Origin of the sequence: Desulfurococcus amylolyticus Z-533, assembly GCF_000513855.1 — an archaeon.
Classification (GTDB): domain Archaea; phylum Thermoproteota; class Thermoprotei_A; order Sulfolobales; family Desulfurococcaceae; genus Desulfurococcus; species Desulfurococcus amylolyticus.
Genome location: NZ_KI911318.1, coordinates 631,320 through 656,032, shown reverse-complemented (window position 1 = coordinate 656,032; position 24,713 = coordinate 631,320). Strand labels below are relative to the sequence as shown.

General features: G+C 47.2%; 26 protein-coding genes. 22 read left to right on the top strand and 4 right to left on the bottom strand.

Annotated features, from left to right (window positions below):
• The first annotated feature begins 249 nt into the window (after positions 1-249).
• From pdxS to pyrD, 9 genes are all read left to right on the top strand, one after another.
• A complete protein-coding gene (pdxS, locus tag SPHMEL_RS03480; protein WP_012608150.1) occupies positions 250-1,257 on the top strand; it encodes a pyridoxal 5'-phosphate synthase lyase subunit PdxS in 1,008 nt (335 codons plus the stop codon).
• A gap of 5 nt (positions 1,258-1,262) precedes the next feature.
• Complete coding sequence (gene pdxT / locus SPHMEL_RS03475; protein WP_042667932.1) at positions 1,263-1,859, top strand: pyridoxal 5'-phosphate synthase glutaminase subunit PdxT; 597 nt, start codon at positions 1,263-1,265, stop codon at positions 1,857-1,859.
• Positions 1,860-1,874: 15 nt separating this feature from the next.
• Positions 1,875-3,017 (top strand): pyridoxal-phosphate dependent enzyme, encoded by a 1,143-nt coding sequence (locus tag SPHMEL_RS03470; protein ID WP_042667373.1) that lies wholly within the window; start codon positions 1,875-1,877, stop codon positions 3,015-3,017.
• Between the two features lie 119 nt (positions 3,018-3,136).
• A complete protein-coding gene (guaA, locus tag SPHMEL_RS03465) occupies positions 3,137-4,708 on the top strand; it encodes a glutamine-hydrolyzing GMP synthase (RefSeq protein ID WP_042667372.1) in 1,572 nt (523 codons plus the stop codon).
• A gap of 12 nt (positions 4,709-4,720) precedes the next feature.
• The gene (locus SPHMEL_RS03460; RefSeq protein WP_042667371.1) at positions 4,721-5,314 is read left to right on the top strand and encodes a phosphoribosyltransferase; all 594 of its coding nucleotides are present in this window, start codon (positions 4,721-4,723) and stop codon (positions 5,312-5,314) included.
• 41 nt (positions 5,315-5,355) lie between these two features.
• Positions 5,356-6,030 carry an orotidine-5'-phosphate decarboxylase gene (gene pyrF, locus SPHMEL_RS03455; RefSeq protein WP_042667370.1) on the top strand — a complete coding sequence of 225 codons (675 nt, stop codon included), beginning with the start codon at positions 5,356-5,358 and terminating at the stop codon, positions 6,028-6,030.
• Positions 6,018-6,641 (top strand): orotate phosphoribosyltransferase, encoded by a 624-nt coding sequence (pyrE, locus tag SPHMEL_RS03450; RefSeq protein WP_012608144.1) that lies wholly within the window; start codon positions 6,018-6,020, stop codon positions 6,639-6,641. The genes pyrF and pyrE overlap by 13 nt, the downstream gene beginning before the upstream one ends.
• Complete coding sequence (locus SPHMEL_RS03445; protein WP_042667369.1) at positions 6,625-7,395, top strand: iron-sulfur cluster-binding protein; 771 nt, start codon at positions 6,625-6,627, stop codon at positions 7,393-7,395. The genes pyrE and SPHMEL_RS03445 overlap by 17 nt, the downstream gene beginning before the upstream one ends.
• A gap of 1 nt (position 7,396) precedes the next feature.
• On the top strand, positions 7,397-8,296 hold the full coding sequence (gene pyrD / locus SPHMEL_RS03440; RefSeq protein ID WP_042667368.1) for a dihydroorotate dehydrogenase PyrD: 900 nt from the start codon (positions 7,397-7,399) through the stop codon (positions 8,294-8,296).
• A gap of 47 nt (positions 8,297-8,343) precedes the next feature.
• Here the strand turns inward: pyrD and SPHMEL_RS03435 are convergent, their stop codons facing one another.
• Both SPHMEL_RS03435 and SPHMEL_RS03430 read right to left on the bottom strand, forming a co-directional pair.
• Positions 8,344-8,967 carry a hypothetical protein gene (locus tag SPHMEL_RS03435; protein WP_232216742.1) on the bottom strand — a complete coding sequence of 208 codons (624 nt, stop codon included), beginning with the start codon at positions 8,965-8,967 and terminating at the stop codon, positions 8,344-8,346.
• A gap of 246 nt (positions 8,968-9,213) precedes the next feature.
• Positions 9,214-9,891: a restriction endonuclease gene (locus SPHMEL_RS03430; protein WP_012608139.1), complete on the bottom strand. Its 678-nt coding sequence runs from the start codon at positions 9,889-9,891 to the stop codon at positions 9,214-9,216.
• A gap of 102 nt (positions 9,892-9,993) precedes the next feature.
• Between SPHMEL_RS03430 and SPHMEL_RS03425 the strand changes: the two genes are divergently transcribed.
• The 5 genes from SPHMEL_RS03425 (at position 9,994) to SPHMEL_RS03405 (ending at position 15,867) form a co-directional block, all read left to right on the top strand.
• Positions 9,994-10,974, top strand: a complete 981-nt coding sequence (locus tag SPHMEL_RS03425) for a deoxyhypusine synthase (protein WP_042667367.1) — start codon at positions 9,994-9,996, stop codon at positions 10,972-10,974.
• 3 nt (positions 10,975-10,977) lie between these two features.
• Complete coding sequence (locus SPHMEL_RS03420) at positions 10,978-12,333, top strand: tRNA(Ile)(2)-agmatinylcytidine synthase (RefSeq protein ID WP_042667366.1); 1,356 nt, start codon at positions 10,978-10,980, stop codon at positions 12,331-12,333.
• A gap of 145 nt (positions 12,334-12,478) precedes the next feature.
• Positions 12,479-13,675: a pyridoxal phosphate-dependent aminotransferase gene (locus SPHMEL_RS03415; protein WP_042667365.1), complete on the top strand. Its 1,197-nt coding sequence runs from the start codon at positions 12,479-12,481 to the stop codon at positions 13,673-13,675.
• Between the two features lie 210 nt (positions 13,676-13,885).
• The gene (locus tag SPHMEL_RS03410; RefSeq protein WP_232216741.1) at positions 13,886-15,274 is read left to right on the top strand and encodes a pyruvate carboxylase subunit B; all 1,389 of its coding nucleotides are present in this window, start codon (positions 13,886-13,888) and stop codon (positions 15,272-15,274) included.
• A 20-nt stretch (positions 15,275-15,294) separates the two neighbouring features.
• Entirely contained in the window at positions 15,295-15,867 is a 573-nt protein-coding gene (locus tag SPHMEL_RS03405; RefSeq protein WP_042667363.1) for an HD domain-containing protein, read from the top strand.
• Positions 15,868-15,923: 56 nt separating this feature from the next.
• On the opposite strand, the gene SPHMEL_RS03400 is transcribed toward SPHMEL_RS03405, so the two are convergent.
• Positions 15,924-16,772 (bottom strand): M55 family metallopeptidase, encoded by an 849-nt coding sequence (locus SPHMEL_RS03400; protein WP_042667362.1) that lies wholly within the window; start codon positions 16,770-16,772, stop codon positions 15,924-15,926.
• A 112-nt stretch (positions 16,773-16,884) separates the two neighbouring features.
• Between SPHMEL_RS03400 and rpiA the strand changes: the two genes are divergently transcribed.
• Positions 16,885-17,616, top strand: a complete 732-nt coding sequence (rpiA, locus tag SPHMEL_RS03395; protein WP_042667361.1) for a ribose 5-phosphate isomerase A — start codon at positions 16,885-16,887, stop codon at positions 17,614-17,616.
• A gap of 5 nt (positions 17,617-17,621) precedes the next feature.
• On the top strand, positions 17,622-18,053 hold the full coding sequence (locus SPHMEL_RS03390; protein WP_042667360.1) for a metal-dependent hydrolase: 432 nt from the start codon (positions 17,622-17,624) through the stop codon (positions 18,051-18,053).
• A gap of 82 nt (positions 18,054-18,135) precedes the next feature.
• Here the strand turns inward: SPHMEL_RS03390 and SPHMEL_RS03385 are convergent, their stop codons facing one another.
• Positions 18,136-19,617 carry a kinetochore Spc7 family protein gene (locus tag SPHMEL_RS03385; RefSeq protein WP_232216740.1) on the bottom strand — a complete coding sequence of 494 codons (1,482 nt, stop codon included), beginning with the start codon at positions 19,615-19,617 and terminating at the stop codon, positions 18,136-18,138.
• A gap of 63 nt (positions 19,618-19,680) precedes the next feature.
• Here SPHMEL_RS03385 and SPHMEL_RS03380 point away from each other — a divergent pair, with 63 nt between their 5' ends.
• The 6 genes from SPHMEL_RS03380 (at position 19,681) to serS (ending at position 24,646) form a co-directional block, all read left to right on the top strand.
• On the top strand, positions 19,681-20,550 hold the full coding sequence (locus SPHMEL_RS03380) for an ATPase (RefSeq protein ID WP_012608129.1): 870 nt from the start codon (positions 19,681-19,683) through the stop codon (positions 20,548-20,550).
• 27 nt (positions 20,551-20,577) lie between these two features.
• Positions 20,578-21,513 (top strand): eIF2B alpha/beta/delta subunit family protein, encoded by a 936-nt coding sequence (locus SPHMEL_RS03375; protein ID WP_042667358.1) that lies wholly within the window; start codon positions 20,578-20,580, stop codon positions 21,511-21,513.
• The gene (locus tag SPHMEL_RS03370; RefSeq protein ID WP_042667357.1) at positions 21,510-22,508 is read left to right on the top strand and encodes a ribose 1,5-bisphosphate isomerase; all 999 of its coding nucleotides are present in this window, start codon (positions 21,510-21,512) and stop codon (positions 22,506-22,508) included. Before SPHMEL_RS03375 ends, SPHMEL_RS03370 begins: the two co-directional genes overlap by 4 nt.
• Before the next feature lie 7 nt (positions 22,509-22,515).
• Complete coding sequence (locus SPHMEL_RS03365) at positions 22,516-22,815, top strand: hypothetical protein (protein WP_042667356.1); 300 nt, start codon at positions 22,516-22,518, stop codon at positions 22,813-22,815.
• A gap of 5 nt (positions 22,816-22,820) precedes the next feature.
• Positions 22,821-23,180: a metal-sulfur cluster assembly factor gene (locus tag SPHMEL_RS03360; RefSeq protein ID WP_042667355.1), complete on the top strand. Its 360-nt coding sequence runs from the start codon at positions 22,821-22,823 to the stop codon at positions 23,178-23,180.
• 86 nt (positions 23,181-23,266) lie between these two features.
• Positions 23,267-24,646: a serine--tRNA ligase gene (gene serS, locus SPHMEL_RS03355; RefSeq protein ID WP_012608124.1), complete on the top strand. Its 1,380-nt coding sequence runs from the start codon at positions 23,267-23,269 to the stop codon at positions 24,644-24,646.
• Positions 24,647-24,713 lie beyond the last annotated feature (67 nt).

Sequence of the window (24,713 nt, the reverse complement as noted above, 5' to 3'; positions counted from 1 at the left end):
GGGTTCACCGGAGACAGGGATAGGGTGGCATGCTACCCTATCCCTTAATTCAAGATGCACGGGCTCCAGAGTGCCCGCGAACACCACAAGCCAAATGCAAGCCCGAGAGGAATACAGGGGAACAAGGATGAAGGGATGAAACCAGCTTATATAAACCTATACCTATATAAGACCTGAACCCTTATCCATGGGAACGTTCAACAATGTTTATCCTATAATACAATGCATTAATACATCTGGTGACCCCTATTGAAGCTTGTTGACGCCTACGTGTTCCTCGAGGAGCTAGGAAGCCTTCTCTACAAGCTCTTAGAGCAAAGGGATAAACTCAGAGAGGAGGGATACCCTGTTCCAGGGAGAGAGGTAGCAACACCCCTGGTGAAATACGGGTTTGTATCTATGCTTAAAGGCGGGGTCATCATGGATGTGACTAATCCCGAGCAGGCAATCATAGCTGAGGAGGCAGGTGCTGTAGGGGTGATGGTGCTTGATAAATTACCCTACGATGTCAGAATGGCTGGAGGTGTCGCGAGAACGGCTGATGTAAAGGTTATAGAGGAGGTAATGAGCTCTATAACTATACCTGTCTCAGCGAAATGTAGGATAGGGCATGAATTTGAGGCCAGGGTTCTAGAGGAAGTTGGAGTCGACCTAATAGATGAGAGTGAAGTGTTGACGCCTGTCGATGAGAAAGCCCATATTAATAAATGGTTGTTCAAGACGCCATTTGTTAATGGTGCTAGAAGCCTTCCAGAGGCGTTGAGAAGAATCTATGAGGGGGCATCAATGATCAGAACCAAGGGGGAGCCGGGTACTGGTAACGTAGCTGAGGCCGTTAAACACATAAAGATCGTAAACAGGGATATCTACATGCTCAACGGCTACTATAGGAACGGAGATGTAGAGGCGATATGGGTTTACTCGAAGGAGAACCGAGTTCCCTACGAGCTTGCTCTTCTAACAGCCAGACTGGGGAGACTGCCTGTCGTGAACTTCGCAGCTGGAGGGATAGCGACGCCTGCGGATGCAGCCTTAATGATGTGGCTTGGTGCCGATGGAGTCTTCGTTGGCTCAGGCATATTCAAGAGTAATGATCCAGAGGCCAGGGCCCGAGGGATAGTATTAGCAACAACTTACTGGGATGACCCGGAGACGGTGCTTGAGGCACAGAAAATGGTGTCTGAGAAAGCTTCAATGCTCGGGATAGATATCAGGAGGCTTAAACCCGAGGAGTTGATGCAGGAGCGAGGTGTGTAGTCATGATTAAAATAGGCGTCTTAGCTCTACAGGGAGACTACCTTGAGCATTACCAGGTGCTCAAATCGCTTGGGGGAGTTGAACCAGTGATCGTTAAGCATTCAAAGGAGCTCTCAGACATTGATGCATTGATAATACCAGGCGGTGAATCCACGACAATAGGCTCATTAATAGAGAACAGGATGCTCAGCAAGCCCTTAGTGGAGTTTATGGAGACCGGTAAACCAGTTCTAGGCACCTGTGCCGGCGCAATACTCCTGGCTAAAGAGGTGGTCGACAGGGTTGTTGGGGAGACAAAACAGTATACTCTCAGGGCAATGAATATCAGGATAATGAGGAACGCGTATGGGAGGCAAAGGGAATCATTCATTGCGACGGTCGATATTGAGGATATAGGGGAGGTGCGGGCAGCGTTTATAAGAGCTCCTATAATACTCGAGGCGCGTGAGCCTGCGAGGATAACTGGTTACCTCAACGATTCCTCGCTGGGTAGGCATGGTGTTGCTGCACGTGAGAAGAACCTGTACGCAGTGACATTCCATCCCGAGATAACGGGTGATATAAGGCTCTACAACTATATTATCCAGCAAGCCAAGAGATAGTGTGAGGAATGTATCTTGGGCCAGGATACATGGGTTTTTTCACGGTGTCTGAAATGCGGGTGGAGTGAGAAAGGGTTACATCTTAAATGCCCTGTATGTGGAGGTGTAACTGTTCTAGAGTATGAGAGAGCCTCCCTAAGTATAGAGAGGAATGAGGCAAGTATCTGGAGGTATAGGGGTCTTCTACCAGGGTTTCCCCGTAAGATATCGATGGGCGAGGGGCTTACACCGCTTAGAGTAGTGAATGGAGTACTAGTTAAAAACGAGAGAAAGAATCCCACGGGCTCATACTCTGATAGAGCGTCAAGCATTATTGCCAGTTACCTAGCTTCTACGGGTAGAAAAATCGTTAGCGTCGAGTATGCCGAGGACTTCGCTTACTCCGTTACGTATTATACGCGTAGATTGGTTAAGGGAAGTATAGTAATCAAGGATCCTTTTAACGCTGACGTTGATGAATTAATCAGTATTCACAGGGCTGGCTTCACCATAAAAATAGGTGATACAGGGGAAGCGGACATCCCCTACATTAATCCACTAACTATAGAGGGATTGAAGACTATATTGCTCGAGATATATGAGAGGAAACTCAGGGCTGAAAACGTTATTGTACCGGTTGAAACGGGTACCCTAGCCTTCTCGCTCTGCAAAGCCCTCAAAGAGCTCAGCTATCTAGGCATAGATCCAGGATACGTGATCATGGGGGCTATGGTGAAGGGTGCTGAGAAACCCTGGCTCATAGAACACTGTAGTAACAGTGTTAAAATAGAAGAGGTCGATAAGGCTGAGGCATTGGAAGCACTACTTGAATTAAGCCGTATAGGTGTAAGAACGAAGATGGTCTCGGCACTGGCATACGCTGTCGCGAAAACCATTGGTAACTCCATAGCTGTGATCACTGTTGGCGAGAAACATGTTAGGCAAAGAAGGAATCTAAGCAATCTGGGCTCCGAGATACTTGGGATCCTCGAGAAGCAATCTGAGCTCACAGCCTACGAGGTATGGAGGATCCTCGGGAGATACAGCCTTAGAGGAGTGTATAAGGCGCTTAAATCTCTTGAGGAGCTCGGGCTTGTATGCGGCAAGCACGTGGTTAAGGGGGTTGGAAGGAAGGTGAAGACCTATTCCATATGTGAGGACAGCTATATAGTTGAGTAATCCGGCCTCGATGGATTTTTAATAGATTTAATGTAAAACCGGGCCTGTGAAACAATGATTTTATACATGAAAACCATTTAAACCCTGTTTTTAAGACATAGCCGGCTATACTATTCATCATGACACGGGAAAACATTATCAATATACCTGGAAGCAGGATCCTGATAGTGGACTACGGTGGGCAGTACACACATTTAATAGCTAGGAGAATCAGGGAACTCGAAGTATACTCCGAGATAGTCTTCTACAGGGATTTAAATCGCGTTAACATCGAGGACTATGACGCGGTAATATTATCAGGCAGCCATTTAAGCGTGAAAAGCCTTGACAAAGACGCCGTGGAGACAGCTAGGAAGATCCTCATGGAGGGAGATAAGCCATTACTAGGAATATGCTTCGGCCACCAGTTAATAGGATACCTCCTCGGTGCCAAGCTGTCTACAGGGTGCAGCGAGTATGGTAGAACCACCGTGGAGATACTGAGTAGTGATGCGTTATTTAATGGATGGGGCAACAGCGAGGTAGTCTGGATGAGCCACGGCGAATGCATCGAAGACCTCCCCGACTCCATTACATTACTAGCTGAAAGCGAGAATAAAGTGGTGGCAGCTATTAAAGCAGTCGTGAACAACAGGGTTGTCTACGGTGTCCAATTTCATCCAGAGGTACATCACACTGTGAAAGGCCGGAGGCTCCTGGATAACTTCCTCGGGATCATTAATGCGAAAAGGGCTTGGAGGACCGAGAACTACTACAGGTACATAATTGATGAACTCGGCAGGGAGGTAACCAGGAATGGTGTAGCCGTTGTCGGTGTCAGCGGCGGCATAGATTCAACTGTTACAGCCTTGATAGGGAAGAAGCTCTTCAACGATAAATTAATACCCGTGTTAGTTGATCATGGTTTACTGAGGGAGGGGGAAAGAGAGCTTGTTGTCACATCCCTCGAGAAACTTGGGTTAAACCCCTTAATAGTGGATGCCGGGGAGAGATTCATCTCGAAGCTCGAGGGCTCCACTGACTGTGAGGAGAGGCGTAGAGTAATAGGTGAAGAGTTTGCGAGAATATTCTCTGAAATCATTGAAAAAGAAGGTGCTGAATACTTCCTACAGGGTACAACATACCCTGATGTAATCGAGAGTGGTGGAACCCGTAAGGCAGCCTCAGTGATCAAATCACACCACAACGTCAGAGGATTACCCGAGTGGTTTAGGGGTAGGGTTAAGATATTGGAGCCACTGCGTTTCCTCTACAAGGATGAGGTGAGAGAGATAGCTAGGTTACTCGGTGTTCCCCGTGAAATAATCGAGAGACATCCGTTTCCAGGACCTGGGTTAGCTGTCAGGATTACAGGTGTCTTCACAAAGAAGAAGTTGGATGTGTGTAGGAGGGCCTCTAAGATAGTTGAGGATGTGCTCAGAGAGTATGGATTATACAGTAGAGTGTGGCAGGCCTTTGCCGTTATAGGCGATGATAGATGGGTCGGGGTAAAGGGTGATGCTAGAAGCCACGGTTACATAGTCACCGTTAGAATAGTCGAAAGCGTTGACGGGATGACTGCCGACTACTCAAAGATACCCTATGATGTACTCGATGAGATTAGTAGGAGGATCACTAATAGTATCCAGGATGTGACAATGGTTACCTATGCTATCACATCCAAGCCTCCCAGCACTATAGAGCCCTGCTGAGGCGGTGTGGACTTGAGGATCATCTACATACCATGGAGTAAAGCCATAGAGTTATGCTACAGGCTTGCATCCATGATACTTGATAGCGGGAAGCGATACGATACAGTGATAGCCGTATCTAGGGGAGGATTAATACCGGCTAGAATAATCAGCGATGTGCTTGGTGTAGAAGACCTAGTGGTCCTAAGGTCAAAGCTATGGGGGATCGGTGGTAAGATACGTAGTGAGCCGGAGATCTCAATACATGAACCACCCGATTTTAAAAATAGGAAGGTGCTAGTAGTGGATGAAGTAGTTGATACGGGAGCTACTTTAACCAGGATAACCAGGCTAATAAGGGATCTAGGGGCCGACCTCGTTGAGACAGCCGTTGTACACTATAAGTCCACAAGTTCATTCAAGCCTGATTACTACGTTGAGAAAATCGATGAATGGGCATGGATATTCTACCCATGGTCGTTCACTGAGACTCTGTACGGCTTAGCTAAGGCGAGAGGGGGAGATGTCTACGAGGAGTCGTTAAGGATACTAAGGGAGATCAAGGCTTCAGAGCTATATCTGGATCCATACAGGATAAGAGAGGCACTTGAAAGGTATAGTAACTAGAATATTTTTAAGTCCTGGTTTACATAGCTAAAGCGGGCTTCATGTTAGTTGTTGCAATTGATCCACCTGTAAGGGAGGAGAAAGACAAGAGGATAGATATCCTTGTAAGGGAAGTCGATGAGTATGTTTCAGGCTATAAGATAGGTATCCCATTCATTCTAAAGCATGGTAAACAAGGGATTAGAAGGCTGAGGAGGCTCACGGAGAAGCCGATTATAGCGGATCTGAAGCTAGCGGATATAGGGGACATAATGAGTACTACGGTCAAGCATCTCGCAAACACTGGTGTAAACGCTGTTATAGCCCACGCCTTTGTAGGATATAATGGTGCATTAGAGACCCTTGTGAAGACATCCATGGTTACAGGGATAGGCGTTATATTAGTGGCATCCATGAGTCATGATGGCTCACGGGAATTCATAGATAAGCATATCGATGAATTCCTAGATCTAGCAGTGAAAGCAGGAGTTGAAGGCATTGTCGCACCAGCTACGAGGCCGAATGTAATCAGGTATGCGAGGGAGAGGCTTGGCAGATCAATAAAGATATACTCGCCCGGTATAGGGATCCAGGGAGCTGAACCCGGCTCAGCACTATGCGTGGGTGCCAATTACGAGATAGTAGGTAGGCTGATAACCGGTTCAAAGAATCCTGGTGAAGCAGCCAGGGAGGTTAGGGAGATACAGTTGAAGAGGTGGTCGAAGTGTCATGGATAAGCATTGAGCTCTATAAGAGGGGCATGGTGAAGATAGGGAGGTTCAAGCTATCCTCAGGCATAGAGAGCCCATTCTACATCGATATGCGGAGACTATACATGTACCCGGATCTCGCTAGGATGATCATCCTGGAGCTAACACGTAGAGTAAAACTCGACGATATCGATGTAGTAGTGGGTGTCGCGACAGCAGGAATACCTCTAGCTACATATGTCTCATGCCTCACAAATAAGCCGATGGCATATGTCAGAGTGGAAAAGAAGAACCATGGAACCAGCTCGCTGATCGAGGGAGATGTAACTGGCTTGAGAACCCTGATACTTGACGATGTATCTACAACGGGCTCCTCGATACTGAAGGCTGTCGAAGCAATATTGGAAGCAGGCGGGATACCGGTGAGAGTAGCTGTCCTCGTTGACAGGGAGCAGGGAGCTCGTGAGGTACTTGCTTCCAGGGGTATCGAGCTATTCCGGTTAATAACAGCGAGAGAGGTCTTCAGGGATCTCTACGCTCATGGATTAATCAACGAGGCAACATACCGTGAGCTACTTGAGTACCTTGACAAGTACTCAGCAGGAAGAACGGTGAACCAGGGTGTACTACCCGGCTAAGATAACTGGCTCCGAGAAGCTTAGCAAGACACTGTATCTAAAGAGGATCAAGATACTCAGCGATGGAATCAAGGAACCCTTACCATTTCAATTCCTGCTGGCATGGGTGCCCGGAGTAGACTTGCTGCCAATGAGTGTAGCGGACTTCAGTAATGGTGAGGTAGCGATAATCGTGAAGGAAAGAGGAGAGGGGTCAAGGGCATTGATCAGGCTTCACAGTGGTTTCCTAGGAGTAATGGGCTTCTATGGTGCAGGGTTTAAGCCGTGGAGCTATAAGAGGATATTGTTTATAGCGGGGGGCTCAGGGATAGCTCCCTTCTTCTATCTTGCTAGGAAAGCATGTGAAGAAGGCGTTTCAGTAGACCTGGTATGGGGTGTTAGAGGGGGAGACGAGTTATTCAACCCTAGGAGTCTACTCAACACTGTAAACAAGGATACCGAAATATATATCGCGACCGAGGACTGCAGCGCTGGCTATTGTGGTAGAGCATCAATGCTTGCATCCAGGGTGATCCATGAGAACCCGGGTAAATGGGATCTAGTGATAGCCTCTGGGCCGCAGGGCTTGCTAAGAGAGGTATGTAGCCTGCTCAGTGATACTGGTATAGAGCTGTATGTCAACACTGAGACCCTTGTTAAATGTGGGGTTGGGGCATGTGGCTCATGTGTCTTGAAACCCCATCCCCTCCTACTATGCAAGCACGGCCCAGTCTTCAGGTGCCGTGATATAGAGGGTTTCCTCAAGGGTGGTTGAAGTGCTTGAAACAAGTATAGCTGGGCTAAGGCTGAAGCATCCTGTTATGAATGCAAGCGGTATACTGGGCTCGGAGCCTGAGCACCTTGAGATACTGGCTAAGCAGGGTTTCTCAGCCCTTGTATCCAAGACTATAACGTTGAATCCTAGGGAAGGGTATCCCCCACCCATTATTGTTGAGTTAAGGAATAACGGGCTCCTAAACGCAGTAGGCTTAGCGAATCCCGGGGCCAGAGTGATTCCGGTTCTAGCTAGGAAGGCAAGGGAACTTAGTAAACCACTGATCCTCAGCATCGGCGGCTCCAGTGTGGAGGAGTTTGTAAAGCTTGCCGAGCTAGCTAGCGAGGCTGGCGTGGATGCAGTCGAGTTAAACCTTAGTTGCCCCCATGCGGAAGGCTACGGCCTTGAGTTGGGCAGTGATCCCATGTTGGTTTACAGAATAGTAAAGGATGTAGTATCTGTAGCATCCTTACCTGTGATAGCTAAGCTAGGGTTAACAGATAGAGTAATCGAGTCAGCTGGTAAAGCCCTCGAGGCAGGCGTGAAAGCCTTAACGCTGATAAACACTGTGAAAGCTATGAGCATAGATGTATACACTTTAAAGCCTGTGCTGAGTAACAAGTATGGAGGCCTCTCGGGGCCACCGATTCATCCAATAGCTGTGAGAGTGGTATACGACGTATACAGGGAGTACAGGGCTGAGATAATAGGGGTTGGAGGCGTGTCATCATGGATGGATGTAGCAGAGCTCATGCTAGCCGGGGCTAGGGCTGTGCAGGTGGGTACAGCTTTGATCTGGAATGAGAATATCGTGGATGAAATACTGAGCGGACTCCACAAATGGTTGATTGACTTGGGATATAATAGTTTAATGGATCTTGTTGGAATAGCAGTAATGTAGTGAATCGATCCCACCTTCCCTGATCCCCACGATTCATTTTTCACAGGTTACTCTACCTTTATATAGCTGACCGTGATGCCTAGGGATAAGAATATTAACGCGGTTAGGAATCCTACAGCAATTAAAACCGTAGGCGCATTGGCAACTAGTAGTAGAATGCTTAATGCGAGGAACACGAAGCTGGTTATTGAGAGGAACCGCATTATCTCGAAGACCCAGGGAGAGCCGGTTAATCTGACGAGTAGTCTGTAAATGCTGTTGCTTCTAAAAACAGTATAATGGGGGCTCTTCCTTAATATTTCCTGCCCCATTTTATCTAATTCAACTGCATCTCTTCCCGCAATCTTGATCCGCCTTAGTATCCTTGTAGGCGGCATCGTGAATGAGTCCAGTATTATAGTGAGGATCTTTTCATCTCCAACCAGGTTCTTCAACTCGTCAACGAGGAGCCATCCCTTCCTGGAGAGACCCGTCTTAACAATTATTTTATATAGGTTCAGTGATGTTATCACTTCTTTAGCTAGGTTTAATCTAACAGGTACCTGGAGCAGTTGTTGGTCATCGCTAACCTTAATCGGGTGAAACAGCTCTATCAGCTTCTTGACATACTCTTCTCCTTTCTGGCTTAACGATATATGGAGTTCGCCGTTAACCATGGTTTTAGAAATCAATTCTTTCTTCTCGAGCTTTCTAAGACTATCGAGAATATTCTTCCTAAGAGAAGTCTATTATGCTGTCAAGCGTCTTAAGCAACATTATCTTCCTACTGTAAGTATCAGCAATGACTTCACTACTCATGAAGTATAACACCTGCGTAAATATGGTTTTAAAATTATTTAAAAAAGTTGCGAACCATTGTTTTACTAAACCCCGGTGAAACTGATGCAGGAGAGAGACAGCTTATAACTGGAGGCCCATCATTTAAGTGGAGTTGGGGAAGGCTTTATATTGAATGACTCAATCACGTACCTGATATTATTCAGGAAGTCGTTGAACTCCCTTATACTTACATATAACACGTTCTCGTATATCCTTACAACGGGTGTCTGTAGTGTTAGAATTAATGGTATGGCTTCTCTCATGTAATCGAATACCCTGTACCTGCTTCTAACATGTTCGTAGTGTGAGATAAGCTTTCCTAGGCGTTCAATCTGCCTGGTTCCTGCCTCGATCAACCTCCGCCTAGTATTATGGGACCATTGCTTGCAATCTACGAGTATCCCGAGCCTGCTCACCGGATCCACTCCTACTACATCTATTTCGAATCTCACAGGGCTTGAGAGGAATACGTTTGTCTCAACAATGTACCCGTGCCCACTCATTATAGTGGATGCCAGTTTCTCGAAGTCCCTCCACTCCAGTGCCTCGCTTACCCTTTTCACGCTTACTCCTTGATCTAGGAGTTTCAAGGCAAGTTCAAGTGGCTTATCAACTATTATCATTCTACCGTTAACCGTGATAAAGTCCCTGTTGTCCCCTAGGAGCTTGTCAAGCACGTCATCGACCACACCATAGGCTGCCTGAACCTCGTCAACCAGTATTCTCCTTGATTTAAGTATCCTTAATAATATCTCCTTCTCTAGGGGTGAACCCACTACCTATGCCACCATTCACTCTATGATTGCTTGGACTCTATAATGAAACTATAATATACCTGGCTAAAATTATTGAGTGGGTGGCAGACAATGGTGGATCATATGCCAGAGGAGTTTAACATAGAGGAGTTGAGAAGCAGACTGCTCGGCGAGGTTGTAAGAGATATCACTATAACACCGGAGATAACAATCTGCGAGCTCGTGGAGAAGCTCAGGGATGCCCATGGCTTCATGGCCGGGCATGTCTATAGGGCGAGCCAGATACTCAATGAGATGACCAGGGATAGTGAGGTAACCCGGTTCCTTGCCTTCACAGGCAACATTGTTTCAACAGGTTTAAGGGGGTTACTGGCACAGCTGATTAGGGACGGGTTCTTCCATGCTGTGGTGACGACGTGTGGTACGATAGATCATGATATAGCTAGAGGCACGGGGCACGCATACTACAAGGGGGACTGGATGTATGATGATGCACTACTGAGGAGTGTTGAGATCCATAGGCTCGGCAACATATTGATCCCCCTGGAGAACTATGGTTTAGCCGTTGAGAAGTTTACAAGGAAACTCCTCGAAGAGATCGGAGCTATAAAGAAGAAGTGGAGTGTCAGCGAACTCCTGTATGAGGCAGGTAAGAGGATAAGCGATAAAAATAGTATACTACGCGCCGCTTACGAGAAAAACATACCGGTCTTCGTCCCAGGCATATTCGACGGCAGCTTCGGGTCGCAGATAGTCTTCAACTATGCATCCACCGGTGTTGAAGTAGACTTGATAAGCGATGAGAAGAAGATAATAGACATGGTTTTCGCGGCTAAGAGGCTTGGAGCCTTGATTATCGGCGGGGGGATCAGTAAGCATCACACCATATGGTGGGCCCAGATGAAGGATGGATTAGACTACGCGGTATACATTACCACTGCTGTAGAGTACGATGGGAGCTTGAGTGGGGCACAACCGAGGGAGGCGATTAGCTGGGGGAAGCTCAAGCCTACGGGTAAGCATATAGTAGTATACGCTGATGCAACGATAACGCTACCCCTGATAGTAGGAGGTATGCTATGCCTCGCTAGGAAAGGGGGTTAGGTAGTGGAGGGCATTAGGCTCCACATAGGGTTAGATGACATTGATTCCCCCATGGGTGGCTGTACAACACATATAGCTGTCCAAATAGTCCACGAGCTCTCAGGCAAAGGGAACATATGGTTCACAGACTACTTGAACCTCATCAGGCTGAACCCGGCTGTTCCATGGAAGACCAGGGGAAACGGCGCCGTCGCTATAAGGCTCAGCGTCGCTAGTGAAAGCGATCTAGTGGATGTCATCGAATACGTGGAGAACAAGGTCGATGAATACGTGGCTGAATACTCTAACCCCAAGCACCAGCCCTCACTAGTATTCCTTATAGGGGATGTACCAGGGTTCCTGGAGAAGTATGGGGAGAAAGCACTATACGACTTCATCCCATTAGACTACGCTCTAAGAGTAATTGGGAGGCTAGGCGAGAGGATACGGGTTCACGCTCCAAGGGGTAGGAGAGGCGTGATAGGCGCCTTAGCAGCCATAGGCATCCAGATGCTCAGTGGAGACTATACATATGAGTTGATAGCCTATAGGACGCGTGAATACATTGGTAAACCCAGGATGATCGATGAAAACAGTATAATGGAAATGGATAAGGCAACCCAGGGGAAAACAATACTCAACTACGACTACGAGTCGAAACGCTCCTTGATAATCCCAAGGGGCCCGGATCCCGTTCTCTACGGGATTAGAGGAGAGTATCCATGGGACCTCATAGATGCGTCTAAATACCTCAGGGTGTTTGAACCAGTGGAATACATGGCAGTCTTCCGGACAAACCAGCACACTGATAGCCATCTACATCCGGTGGATACAGTGTGTGATGTACACCCATATATGTGTGTGAGGCTGACTGGTACTGTCTCATCGAAGCCCCGGCGTATACAAGGAGGGCACCTTGTCTTCAAGGTATGTAACGAGTGCTGTATGGATGTAGCGGTCTACGAGCCAACGAAACGTTTCAGGGATGTAGTGGAGAAGCTGGAACCTGGTGACAAGGTGGAGGTGATGGGGTGTGTGAGACCTGGGAGTAGGTCCCATGGAACAACATTAAACCTAGAGAAGATATGTGTGATAGAGCTGGCCCGGAAAACCATTAAGTTGAACCCATTATGTCCCAAATGCGGTAGGAGGATGGAGAGCGCTGGGAAGGGTAAGGGGTTTAAGTGCAGGCACTGCGGCTATAAGAGCCTGGAGCTCAGTAAGGAGGAGATAGTGGTGCCTAGAGATATTCAAGCCATGTGCTACCAGCCACCGCTCCACGTGTTTAAGCATGTTATGCGGCCATTGGGGAGGCCTGTAGTACACAGGGTTTTTACGGGGAGCGAGCTAATCACACCTTTTGTCTGGAAACTATCGTAGGATCACGGGATCATTGCTGCCATATCTAACTGGTTGGATTGAATGATTCTTTTATAAGAACATATTTGCGGAGTCCTGGTTAAATGTGTTTATATATTTATGGCTATATATAGATAGTATGTATCACTCTAGAGGTGTCTAGCCGTTGAATATATCTAGACGGGTGTTAAGTCTCCCAGTCAACCCTCAGAGAGTTCTCATCGCTAAGGCAGAGGAGCTATCTAGACAGGGCGTCAAGGTATATAACTACACGGCTGGGCAGCCTGGCCTCCCACCGGATCGCGAGGCCCTCGAATACTTCATAGAGATGGTTAGGAAGGATCCCTTTAAACACTTCAGATATGTATCGACACAGGGGTTGCCGGAGCTAAGGGCAGCTATCTCGGATGACTTAAAGAGGTATGGAGGTATAGATGTCCAGCCAAAGGACATCCTCGTGACCACTGGAGGAGCCGATGGATTAGTCCTATCGATATATACACTCCTCGATGAAAGGGATACACTGCTACTACTTGATCCATCCTACAGCGTATACTGGGATCTCGCTAAGCTAACCGGCTTAAAGGTGGAGACTTGTAGACAGACCCTTGAAAATGGGTTCAACCCTGATCCAGAGTGTATAAAGGAGAAGCTAGGCTCGAAGGCTAAGGCAATACTCCTGGCCAGCCCTGATAACCCAACTAGTAGAATACTTAGCAGTGAAGTAGGGAAGACTATTGTAGATGTTGCCTACGAGAAGAAGGCTTGGATAATATATGACGTTGCATACAAGCACCTAGTCTATGAGGAAGAACACCTATGGCTTGAGAAGCTTGCTCCATCCATGGATAATATAGTCGTCGTCGGCTCATTCAGTAAAGACATAGCAATACCAGGGGGTAGGCTTGGATACGTGTACGGGTCGGGCAACACTATATCAGAGATGACTAAGCTGAAGGGTGTGCTAGGTATAGTCGCCCCCGTACCGATGCAGTGGATGGCATATTACTATCTCTCCCAGGGATTCAAGGAGAAATACCTCCGCGACGTGATCCCAGTGTATAAGAGACGCCGGGACGCAGCATATGAGGCTTTCAGGAGGAACCTGCCTCATGCAAGGATACAGAAGCCCGTTGCAAGCATGTACTTGTTCCCAGATATGTCATACTACATCAAGAAGAAGGGGTTAAGTGACGTGGAGTTCACGATGAAGCTTATAGAGGAGAAAGGCGTTGCAATGCTACCCGGCTCCATATTCGGTGAAGCCGGTGTAAACCATCTCAGAATAACATTCGTCACAATGGATGAGAAAAACCTTGTTGAAGGCATAGAACGCCTCGCGGAGTTTGTTGGCGAAAGATGATGTATTTTAGTTCACCAGTAATCTATCCCTATAAGTAATTTTTAATATATCTCATCGTGTAGTATGTAGTTTACCTAGGGATCTCTTGCTAGGGGCTTCCTTCTCGGGTATGCTAGTCTTTATAATACAGATATTAAATATATCGATAATAATTAACTTGGATTAGAATAGAATAAGGCTTTCCCCTACATGTTTCAATGGGTGATATTAGTGGTTGAAATAGTTGATACAACACTGAGAGATGCACACCAATCATTGATTGCAACCCGTTTAAGAACCGAGGATATGATCCCCATTCTCGAGAAGATCGATAAGGCAGGTTTCTACAGTATCGAGATGTGGGGTGGAGCTACATTCGACGTCATGATAAGGTATTTGAATGAAGATCCCTGGGAGAGATTGCGGCTTATACGTGAAAGAGTCCACAGGACCAAGCTTCAAATGCTTTTACGTGGACAGAACCTGGTTGGATACAGGCATTACCCGGATGACGTCGTGGAAAAGTTTGTCGAGCTCTCCTACAAGAATGGCATAGATGTATTCAGGATCTTTGATGCATTAAATGATGTAAGGAATATGAGGACATCCATAGCTAAGGCCAAGAAGCTTGGCGCTATAGTCCAGGGCACGATAACGTATACTATAAGCCCTGTCCACACCATAGAGCACTACCTGAAGATAGCCGAGGAGCTCGCTGCGTTGGAGGTAGACCATATAACGATAAAGGATATGTCAGGTATACTAGACCCATATACAGCATATACGCTGGTTAAAGCGTTAAAGGAGAGGTTAAAGATACCTGTTGACATTCACTCACATTTCACAGGTGGGCTAGCTGTAGCCACATATGTTAAAGCTGTTGAAGCCGGAGCAGACTTCATCGATACATCGATAAGTCCCCTAGCATTCGGCTCAGGTCAACCAGGTATACAGACAGTCTATCACGCGCTCCCTCCTGAGAATAGGCCAAAGATAGATCTAAAGGTGGTGGGGGAGATAAGCAGTTACCTGGAGAAGATTATTTTCACCAAGTACAAGGACCTAATAAACATAAAGGTCTTCATCCCGGACCCCAATGTCCTTGAGCACCAGGTGCCAGGCGGTATGATAACCAATTTCATCATGCAGCTTAAGCAGCTGGGGGCAGAGGATAAGCTGGAAGAGGTATTAGCGGAGGTGAAGCGCGTCAGGGAAGACCTGGGATGGCCTCCACTAGTCACTCCCTCCTCGCAGATTGTGGGGGCCCAGGCTGTTCTCAACGTTATAAACGGTCGTTACAAGGTTGTGACTAAGGAGGTCAGGGACTATGTGAAGGGGCTGTATGGTAGGCCGCCTGCACCAATAAAAGAGGAGATTATAAGGCTGGTTCTAGGTAATGAGAAACCTATTGAGGTGCGCCCGGCCGACCTATTGAAGCCCATGTATGAGGAATGCTATAAAACCGTTAAGGAGAAGGGGTATTATAGTAAGGAGGAGGATGTACTCACCTACTGCCTATTCCCCGAGGTTGCTGCGGAGTTCTTTGAGAAGACTAGGAAGCGGGCTGTAGCGGTGAAGGTTGCAAACCGGGATCTATGGGATGAGATACTGGGCTTCTGAGCCAGTAGGGTGTATTGTCATTGAACACCAGGTATATTCTAAACCTGCGCCACATACCCAGAACCGGCTGGCTTCTGAGAGGTGTACCCCCCGTTATCGCGGAGAGTGTTGCCGAGCATATCTTCCTTACATCAATCATAGCGATGGATATAGCTGAGAAACTATGGTCGAGGAATATCAGGCTCGATAAAGCGCGCACTCTATCCATGAGTATAATACATGATGTACCAGAGGCGGTCACAGGCGACATAATAAGGCTTGTCAAAGCTAACGCGGAGGAATACTTCTCGATAATAGAGTCCCAAGCGATCAAAGAGCTGGGTATACAGGAGTATGAATCCCTTTACAACGAGCTCTCAAGCGGTGAAACCCTTGAATCCATAGTGGTTAAAGTAGCCGACGATGTCGCAACCATCCTCGAGGGAAGAAGGCTGATGGAGATGGGGTATCATCAGGTTGAGGAGATAATTGTTAATGTAGAGGTACATCTAAGGGAACTGGTTAATGCGAAGACACCTGTAGAGGTAAAAGACGTCCTCTGGGAGATAGTGAGTGAGTACCTGGATGCATCTGTCTTCAGTAAACAAAAGTAGTTTCAGTCCTCTGACATCCCCCTGTCCTGAAGAGTGTTGCTCTCGGCTGTAACACGCTATTTAATATTGTTTTTCAAGGAGTCTACACCATAGCCAAGGTGGGCGATGAGCTCTATGTAGCCTAGTAGCTCGTGGGCCGTGTTCGCTGCGAACTCGACCCTGTATGCATCTATCCTTTTAAATATTGGTAGGGGTTCGAGTATATCGGCTATAAGGGAATCCCTGAGCGTTAGCTCGGCCTTAAACGGCTTGCTCCACTTGAGAGGCTGGACCTCTCCTTTCTTCAGCTTCTTCACTGCTTTAGACACCCCTTCTCTGAGAGCCTCTGTAACCTTGTCTATGCCAGGGTATGATGCACTATACCTTGATACACCCTTCTTCAGGGGGACGAAGATCGTCCAGGGAGAATATTTTTCAACCTCGGCTCTGAGGTGTTCATCCCCGGCTAAGAGTACCACGGGGACGTTGTGTTCTCCGGCGTACAGACTATTCAAGATGAACTCGCTGACCCTTTCACCGTTAACCCTTATCTCCGTGAAGGTTCTACCACTCATTGTGTGATCCAATATTCCGTGGGGGGTCCCCGCTGCCGCATGGTACCCGATGAATAGCGCTGCATTGAAGCTTGAGTCCAGTAGCGTCACCATGCTGAATTGACGTGGATAACCCTGTACCAGCTCAGCCCTACTGTCCAACTCCAAGTAATCTATGTTCGTCATTAATCCATGGCTATCAGCGACATATATTGCGTCGAAGCCATGGGTAGCCAGTTCATCTATCACAGTGTTTAATAGCCTTGTCAGGACTTTTACAGCTCTATTAAATTGTGTGTTACCTGGGTTAAGCATCGTCAAGGAGGATACTCCCGGTAATCCCTCGAGATCGACTGAGATATATGCTTTCACATGCACGCACCCTTGTCATGCTTTATTACTCGATAAAATAATTAATCTTACTCTATCATTTATATTCAACGTATGTCGGCTTTCAACTAACCGGGAGCACCTGGTGCTTGATATGGATGCTTCGAGCATTATTGAGCAGGCGAAGTTAAATGCCTGTGACTATGCCTGTAGGCATCTATATGAGAAATATGGTGATGCCTTGGTAGTAGGGGTTGGCACGGGTTCGACTGTGAAACTGTTGATCACTAAGTGCAGGGATTTCTTCACCGAGAGAATACTGGTCCCCTCATCCCACGACACACTCCTCCACCTGGTATCCCTCGGACTTAACACGGCTGTCGATCCAGCTGGAGTCGATGATGTCGATCTATACATTGATGGAGCCGATGAGGTTTCGGGAAAACTAGACCTCGTCAAGGGGAGGGGTGGGGCCTTCCTAAGGGAGAAATCCCTTGCTGTACGTAGTAGGGTTAGGATGTATGTGGTTGACTACACTAAGTATACTGGGCTTAACCACATATACGTTAAACCTATTCCGATAGAGGTTGTACCTGTCTCAGTGAAATATGTTATCAGGAAGCTACAGGAGCTAGGGTATGGCGAGCCATTGCTGAGAATGGGTACTGGGAAGGATGGCCCAGTGGTCTCTGACAATGGGAACTTTATCGTTGACTACAGGCTTTTAAAGCCTGTTGAAGACCCTTTATCTCTCCACAACACGCTTAAACTAGTACATGGAGTGATTGAAACAGGTATATTCCCTTCAAACCTGGTTGACATCGTTGTGGTCGGGGAACCAGCCGGGGTCAGGGTGCTTGGAAAAAACACTGGTGGGAGGGAGTAGGGGTAGTGAAGGGGGTTACACACCTGCTTCTCGGTGCTGCAGTAGGCTTATACGTAGGTTATGATGCATTATCCTCCATCGCGGCCTCCATGATATCCGGGGCATCGGCTCTGATACCGGATCTCGACCTACACCTAGGGCACCGTAAAACATTGCACAATATATTTGCGCTAGCGGTGTTCACAATCGTGGTGTCGATAATCCTAGATCACATCGGAGTGAGAAACGAGCTGATCCCCAAGGCGGTGGCGCTTGGATGGCTCACGCATATATTAAGCGATGTTCTCAATATCCAGGGAGTACACTTATTCTACCCGTTCTCAGAATACTCGATCTCCCTGAAGATAGCTAGAAGCGATAGTATAGTGCTGAATATACTGGTATCCCTCATATCCATAATACTAATCGCACTGAGAATCCTCCAGTTCACATATTGAGTCAGCAACTATTAACTTACCCTTGACACGTATAGGGCTGGATGGATGATTATGGGATATTTGAAAAATCCTTAAGTTCACTCTATTGTTTCCTACTTACAGTCTTAACTACGAGGAACCCTATTAATGCAGTTATGGCTAAGGTAACCGCTATACCTAGTGTTATATATGTATATGCCTGGTTGTAGAGTGATTGAGCCTTTTCGAGTTCCGTCTTTACACTGGTTACCTCAGTGTTTAGAATAGTGTTCTCGGATCTACATGCTGCAAGCTCCTGGTTCAACTCATTTATCTTCTGGTTCTGTGATGACAGTGTGATGTTTAACTCGTTGAGTCTGCTGGTTAAATCATTTACCTCATTGTTTTTCTCAGCTATTACTTTGAGGAGTATGCTTGAGCCCACGGGGGTCAGAGAGCCCGTGGACCATAGGAGCGAGGTCAGTTGGCTACTGGTGAACACCATGTCTAGCTGTGCACTGCCTCCAACTGTAACTAGGTACCCGTTTCCACTCTTGTCCCCAGGGCTGAATACTGCTAGTAGTGAACCCTTATAGGTGTTCGAGATATCCAGTAGCATGGACTTGAATCCAGAGTAGACTGCGTTAACGAGCTCCGTGGAGGGGTTGCCGTTTACAGCATTCCTCAGTATAATCATCTGTGGTACGTAGATTAGGATACTTGTTACATTGGGGTTCGCGAGGAAGAGGTTTGCTATGTTGCTGAGTGACATCATAGTCTGGTTGAGCCACCAAGCTGTAGCGTTAACCGGGAGCCTTCCAACTATTTCACGGCTCACCATGAACCATTGTACAGTATACTGTATTATCTTGTTCAACCCACTGCTAACCCCGCTACTCATCTCAAGGCTCCCGGGGAAGAAGAGTGTTATGTTGTCTGCGCTGGCGTTTACAACGTAGAAGCTCATCGTGTAGTTTCCTGCTGAAACCATCCCGGTATCGTTCACTAAGACCAGTATCCTGGGGGGCGTCAACTCATTGGTAAGCGATGTGTTCAGGGACCATGTGTAACCATGCTTTACAATCTCTACTGTGAGAATGTTGCTGGATAGGTTAACGTTGACGTCGGATCCTAATTCATCCCAGTAGAAGCTCGTGTTGGCTCTAAGGGATATTATCCTAGGCGGTATGTATTTCCTTGACGTATTGAACAAGGGATTGAACGCGTATGGGTGAATACTTGGATCCACGAATGGATTATTCACTAAACCCGTGCTATTCCATAACACGAGCACCCTGGATTGATTCACCAGGGTGTATGGTGCAGTAGATCCAAGGTCCCCAGTTGGCTTAGCGCCTGTTGTAAGCCAGTAAAGATATTGAAGCGGATCCATGTCTTGATCCGGCTCTACAGTATACACGTTGACCTGGCTCCCATTACCATATACATCCCTGACGATAGCTAGCACTCTCTCCATGTCCGAGCCCGGGAAGTATATGTATATTATTTTAGATGGTATGTTCTGTGAGAACACGTATAGTATACTTGTAGACTCCAGTAAAACCAGGGTTAGCAGTATAATTGAGAATAAAGCCCTGATACCCATTATCATACACCATGATTCAACAATGTATAAGGCGTCTGGGTTATAAACATTCTTGGTGAAACAATGAGGCTACTGATAACCGGGCTACTCCCACATGACTCCGGCAAGACGGTTATAGCACTCAACCTCTCTAAGGCACTCTCTAAGAGTCTGAGGGTATTCTACTTCAAGCCGATTGCAGGGCATAGTGGGTGGTATCAAGCCGAGACCGTGAAGCACTCTCTTGAAGCAGGTATACTAGTAGGCCACGACGCTTACACTGCTGCCAGGGAGCTAGGGTTACTAGACAGGGTGCGCTTGGTGAATCCTGTGGACCTACTCACTATGCCGCCTGATCCATTAAAGTATATTAAATCAATAAGGCTCTACCTGGGCATCCTCGCCGACGTGGCTTCTCAAACCGTTTTAATGAGGATCAGCCGTCCACTAGAAGGCGTCGATGAGTACTTCATTGTAAGAGAGAATGCTAGGAGGTTGAATAAGGTTGCATTAACCGTTCTTGAAGGGTTGATCGAGAGGTTCTCAGCCAGGGGTAACGTGGTGTTTCATGATGCTGAGCCAGGCTTGATCATGAAGCTATTCAGTAATAGGGAGGCACTCAACTGGTTGAACAATATATATGGGCTCCTCAGCGAGTATGATGTAGTTGTCACCGAGAGCTATAATAATGCGGCTACACCAATAGAGGCCTCACTCGATAGCGACCTAGTTCTTGTAACAGCCCCTACAAGGCTATTGATATACAGGGGCACCCGTTACAGGCAGGGGGTTGAGGCCTTCTCGATGGGGAGGCCACCATGGCTGGTGGACGTAGGCGGTATTGTGGAGGTTCTAGGGGAACCATTGAAAACCATGGATATACCTTACTCTAATACCAGTGAATTCAATGACTTTATTGATCTCCTGGTAGAGTTTATTACCTCCTATCAATAACTAGTCTTCTCTAAAAGGTGCTGGGTAATGTCTGAGCTTGAAAGACATGGGTTTACCCGGAGGGCAACTGGATCCGAGCTATTATTTCAAATAGCCTCGGCTTTAAAGGAGTCGAGTAGTGATGTGAAGTCGTTTGCAAGAACCTTTACAAGGATCTATGAGGATATAATCAATGAGAGGCCTAGCTCGATGGCGTCCATCAATGCTTTAAGGATGATCGGTGAGTACTTCCTGGAGAACGGGATTAACGGGATCCGGGACTACATTGATGGTATTGCCGCCAGGTACGAGGAGAGCATCATGAGAGCGGCTGAGGTGGCGGCTAAAAGAGTCGTTGAGGGGGATGCGTTGATCACTAATAGTAATAGCCTAGCTATTCGAAGACTCTTCAAGACCCTAAGCGATAGCAAGGTCAAGGTAAAGGTATATGTTACTGAGTCCAGGCCGGGCCTCGAGGGATTGTTAATGGCTGAGTACCTGGAGAAACTGGGCTTCGAGGTCTACTTGATCGTTGACTCAGCTGCCCGCTTCTTCATGAAGAACATTGATAAGGCGGTGTTGGGGGCTGAAGCAGTTGCTGTAAACGGCGCTGTAGTGAGTAAGATTGGGACAAGCGTTATCGCCCTGGACGCACATGAAGCCAGGGTAAGGGTATTCGTTGTAGCACCTACATTGAAGTTTAGTATTGAGACCATATACGGGGAGTTAATTAAGTTGCCTGAGGGAGACTGGCGTCTCCTAATGGATGAGAACACTAGGAGAACCCTCCCAGAGAACTATAGAGCCTTCGCGCCCCTCTACGATGTAACTCCAGCCGAGTATGTGGACGGCATAGCAACCGAGAAAGGATTATTTGCTCCGCAGGCGATACCGATAGTCATCAGGGAGGTCTACGGAGGCTTTCCACCTCTTGTAAAGCCCCTTGAGAGAATAGCGATGGAGGTAAGGAGGTACCTGGAATGAGCGATGTTAGTATACCTCCAAAGGTCCTTGAGATAGCTGATGGAATAAAGACGATGAGGATCCGGGGAGCTGGTAAGATCGGGCGGGCAGCAGCCGAAGCTTTGAAAATAGCGGCAGAGGAGTATAATGGGCCACGGGATGCATCCCTATTTAAGAAGTATATTGGAAGAGTCGCCGATATACTCATATCGACGAGGCCTACCGCTGTAAGCCTACCTAACGCAGTCATGTTTATTCTTTCCAGTCTAAGGGATCAATACGGCTTCGACGAGGCCCATTCAGCCATAGTGAGTGCTGCTAATAGATTCATCGAGGAAAGCCTGAACGCGGTTAAGAAGATAAGTGAAATGGGTGCTAAGAGGATAAAGGAGAACTCCATCATACTTACACATTGCCACAGCAGCGTCGCAGTGAATACTATAACTGAAGCATATAGACAAGGCAAGGTGGTGAAGGCCTACAGTACCGAGACACGTCCATTCTACCAGGGCAGGATAACCACAACGCAGCTCCTGAATAACGGGGTACCTGTTGTCCAGATACCTGATAGTGCTGTGAGGTATGTTATGAATGATGTGGATTACGTGGTAATAGGGGCTGACACGATTACAAGTAATGGAGCAGTGATAAACAAGATTGGTACAAGCCAGGTAGCTTTAGCAGCCAAGGAGGCCAGGGTACGCGTCTACGTTGTAGCCGAGTCATATAAGTTCTCACCTATAACACTCGTCGGGGAACTCGTGCCAATAGAGTTCCGTGATCCAAGCGAGATAGTCCCCGAAGAGTGGTTGAAGCAGCATCCAGGCGTCAAAGTATTGAACCCCTCATTCGATGTCACGCCTCCCGAGTACATTGACGCCATAGTAACTGAAGTCGGAGTTATACCACCTCAATCAGCGATACTCGTGCTCATGGAGAGGCTTGGCTGGGCACTGGAAAAGATTAAACATGGTTTATCAATATCTACAATAAGGTTTGAGGACTTGTTGGAGTAAGATGTGTATGTCCAATATATTAAAGATGAAGCAGGGGATAGTGAGACTAATAGATGAATCAAGCGAGCAAGCCTATAAGATAGCCTTCTATTCAAATCCTGATGTAAGTAGGATACTGGAGAGGCTAATAGCTGAGTGGGAGAGGAATAATCGGAAGGGGATACCCCTCGATTATGCAACGGAGGAGGAAGTAGAGGTAATGTATAATATAGCTGTCAAGATATCCAAGATGCCTCCCCAGGCATTAATGTCAACGTATCTCAGCGAGATAATGCCTTCTAGTAGCGGGGAAAAGAAGAAGAGGTGACACCTGTGAGTGAGGAGTTAAAGAAGAAGATAGTCGAGGTATTAGAAACCATAACAGACCCTGAGATAGGGATCGACGTCTACAACCTAGGGTTAATCTACGATATACAAGTTGTCAACGATAAGACGGTTAAGATAGCAATGTCCCTTACAACCATGTTCTGCCCCCTTGCCTCCACACTCCCATTAATGATAATTGATGCACTGAAGGAGAAGCTTGGCATAGACGCCGATATAGATATAGTGTATGACCCACCGTGGACACCCCTCAGGATGACGGAGAAAGGTAGGGTATTGTTCAAGGAGAGATTCGGCTACGATATAGTGGAGGAATATGCTAGGAGCCAGCAGGAAACAAGAGAATAGCTGAATCTTTTTTAATCAAGCCTGTTAAAACACATTTTTATTTTTAAAGATTATTGAATCATGTTGAATAGGCATGGTGGATTAATGTGTCTTGGAGTATTTTAACACTACTCAGGGATAACCCCGAGCTATTAAAGGAACACGTTAAGAAGAGGTTCATGGATCCCAGCCTCGTTGACGAGGCATATAAGTTGGATCTCGAGTGGAGGAGGCTGTTATCACAGGTCCAGGAGCTCAGGCACAGGCATAACGTTATAAGCAGGGATATCTCGAAGCTGCCTGAGCCGGAGAGAAGTGCCAGGATAAACGAGGCGAGAGAGCTTTTATCCCAGATGGAGGAGCTGGAGAAGAAGTTGAAGGAGATCGAGGATTTAAGGGAGGAGGCGTTGCTGAAGCTACCGAATATAGTCCATGAGACGGTGCCAGTGGGCCCCGATGACACGTATAATGTGCCCATTAGGTTCTGGGGTAAGCCAAAGGTGTGGAGCGGGTATATTGAGCAGTTCATGCAGCAGACCGAGAGATACGGCTTCAAAGTAGAATATGAACTGGTAAACTGGAAGCCTGTTGGACACGCTGATATGCTTGAATACGTGTTGAGGCTTGGCGACACAGTTAAAGCCGGGGAGGTTGCTGGGAGTAGGTTCTACTATTTATTCGACGACATAGTCTTCCTGGATATTGCGTTACTGATGTACGCTATAGACAGCTTGACGAGTAAAGGCTATAAACTAGTTTTACCACCCTATATGTTACGTCACAAGGTAATGTCCGGCGTTATAGACCTCGCGACGTTCAAGGACGCGATCTACAAGATAGAGGGAGAAGACCTCTACCTTATAGCCACAGCTGAGCACTCGCTTGCAGCGCTCCACGCGTTCGAGGAGATACCCGAGGAGGAGTTGCCATTGAAGTATGTGGGTGTATCCCCCTGCTTCAGGAAGGAGGCTGGAGCCGGTAACAGGGATTTAAAGGGTATATTCAGGGTTCACCAGTTCCATAAGGTCGAGCAATACGTTTATGCCAAGCCCGAAGAGAGCTGGGCATTAATGGAGGAATTGATAGGGAATGCTGAAGATCTCTTCAAGGGGCTCGAACTCCCCTACAGGGTGGTCAACATAGCCAGCGGCGACCTAGGCGCCCCAGCCGCTAAGAAATACGATCTAGAGACATGGATGCCTGCACAGGGGCTCTTCAGAGAGATGGTCAGCTGCAGTAATACAACTGACTGGCAGTCCTACAGGTTGAAGACGAGGCTTGTACGTAGGAAAGGGATGGTGAAGGAGTATGTGCATACATTGAATAGCACGGCTATAGCGAGCACGAGGACTATTACATCCATACTTGAGAACCGTCAGAACGAGGATGGAACAGTAACTGTACCGAGGGTCCTGAGGAAGTATCTCGAAGTATTCAATAAGGCACCCAGAGACTACATTCACCCGGTGAAAAGAGAGAGAGCTTAATAAATCCCGTGCACTGGCTCCCCCATCAATCATGTTATGTTTACCAGGGATCTATGTAGTACTGTCT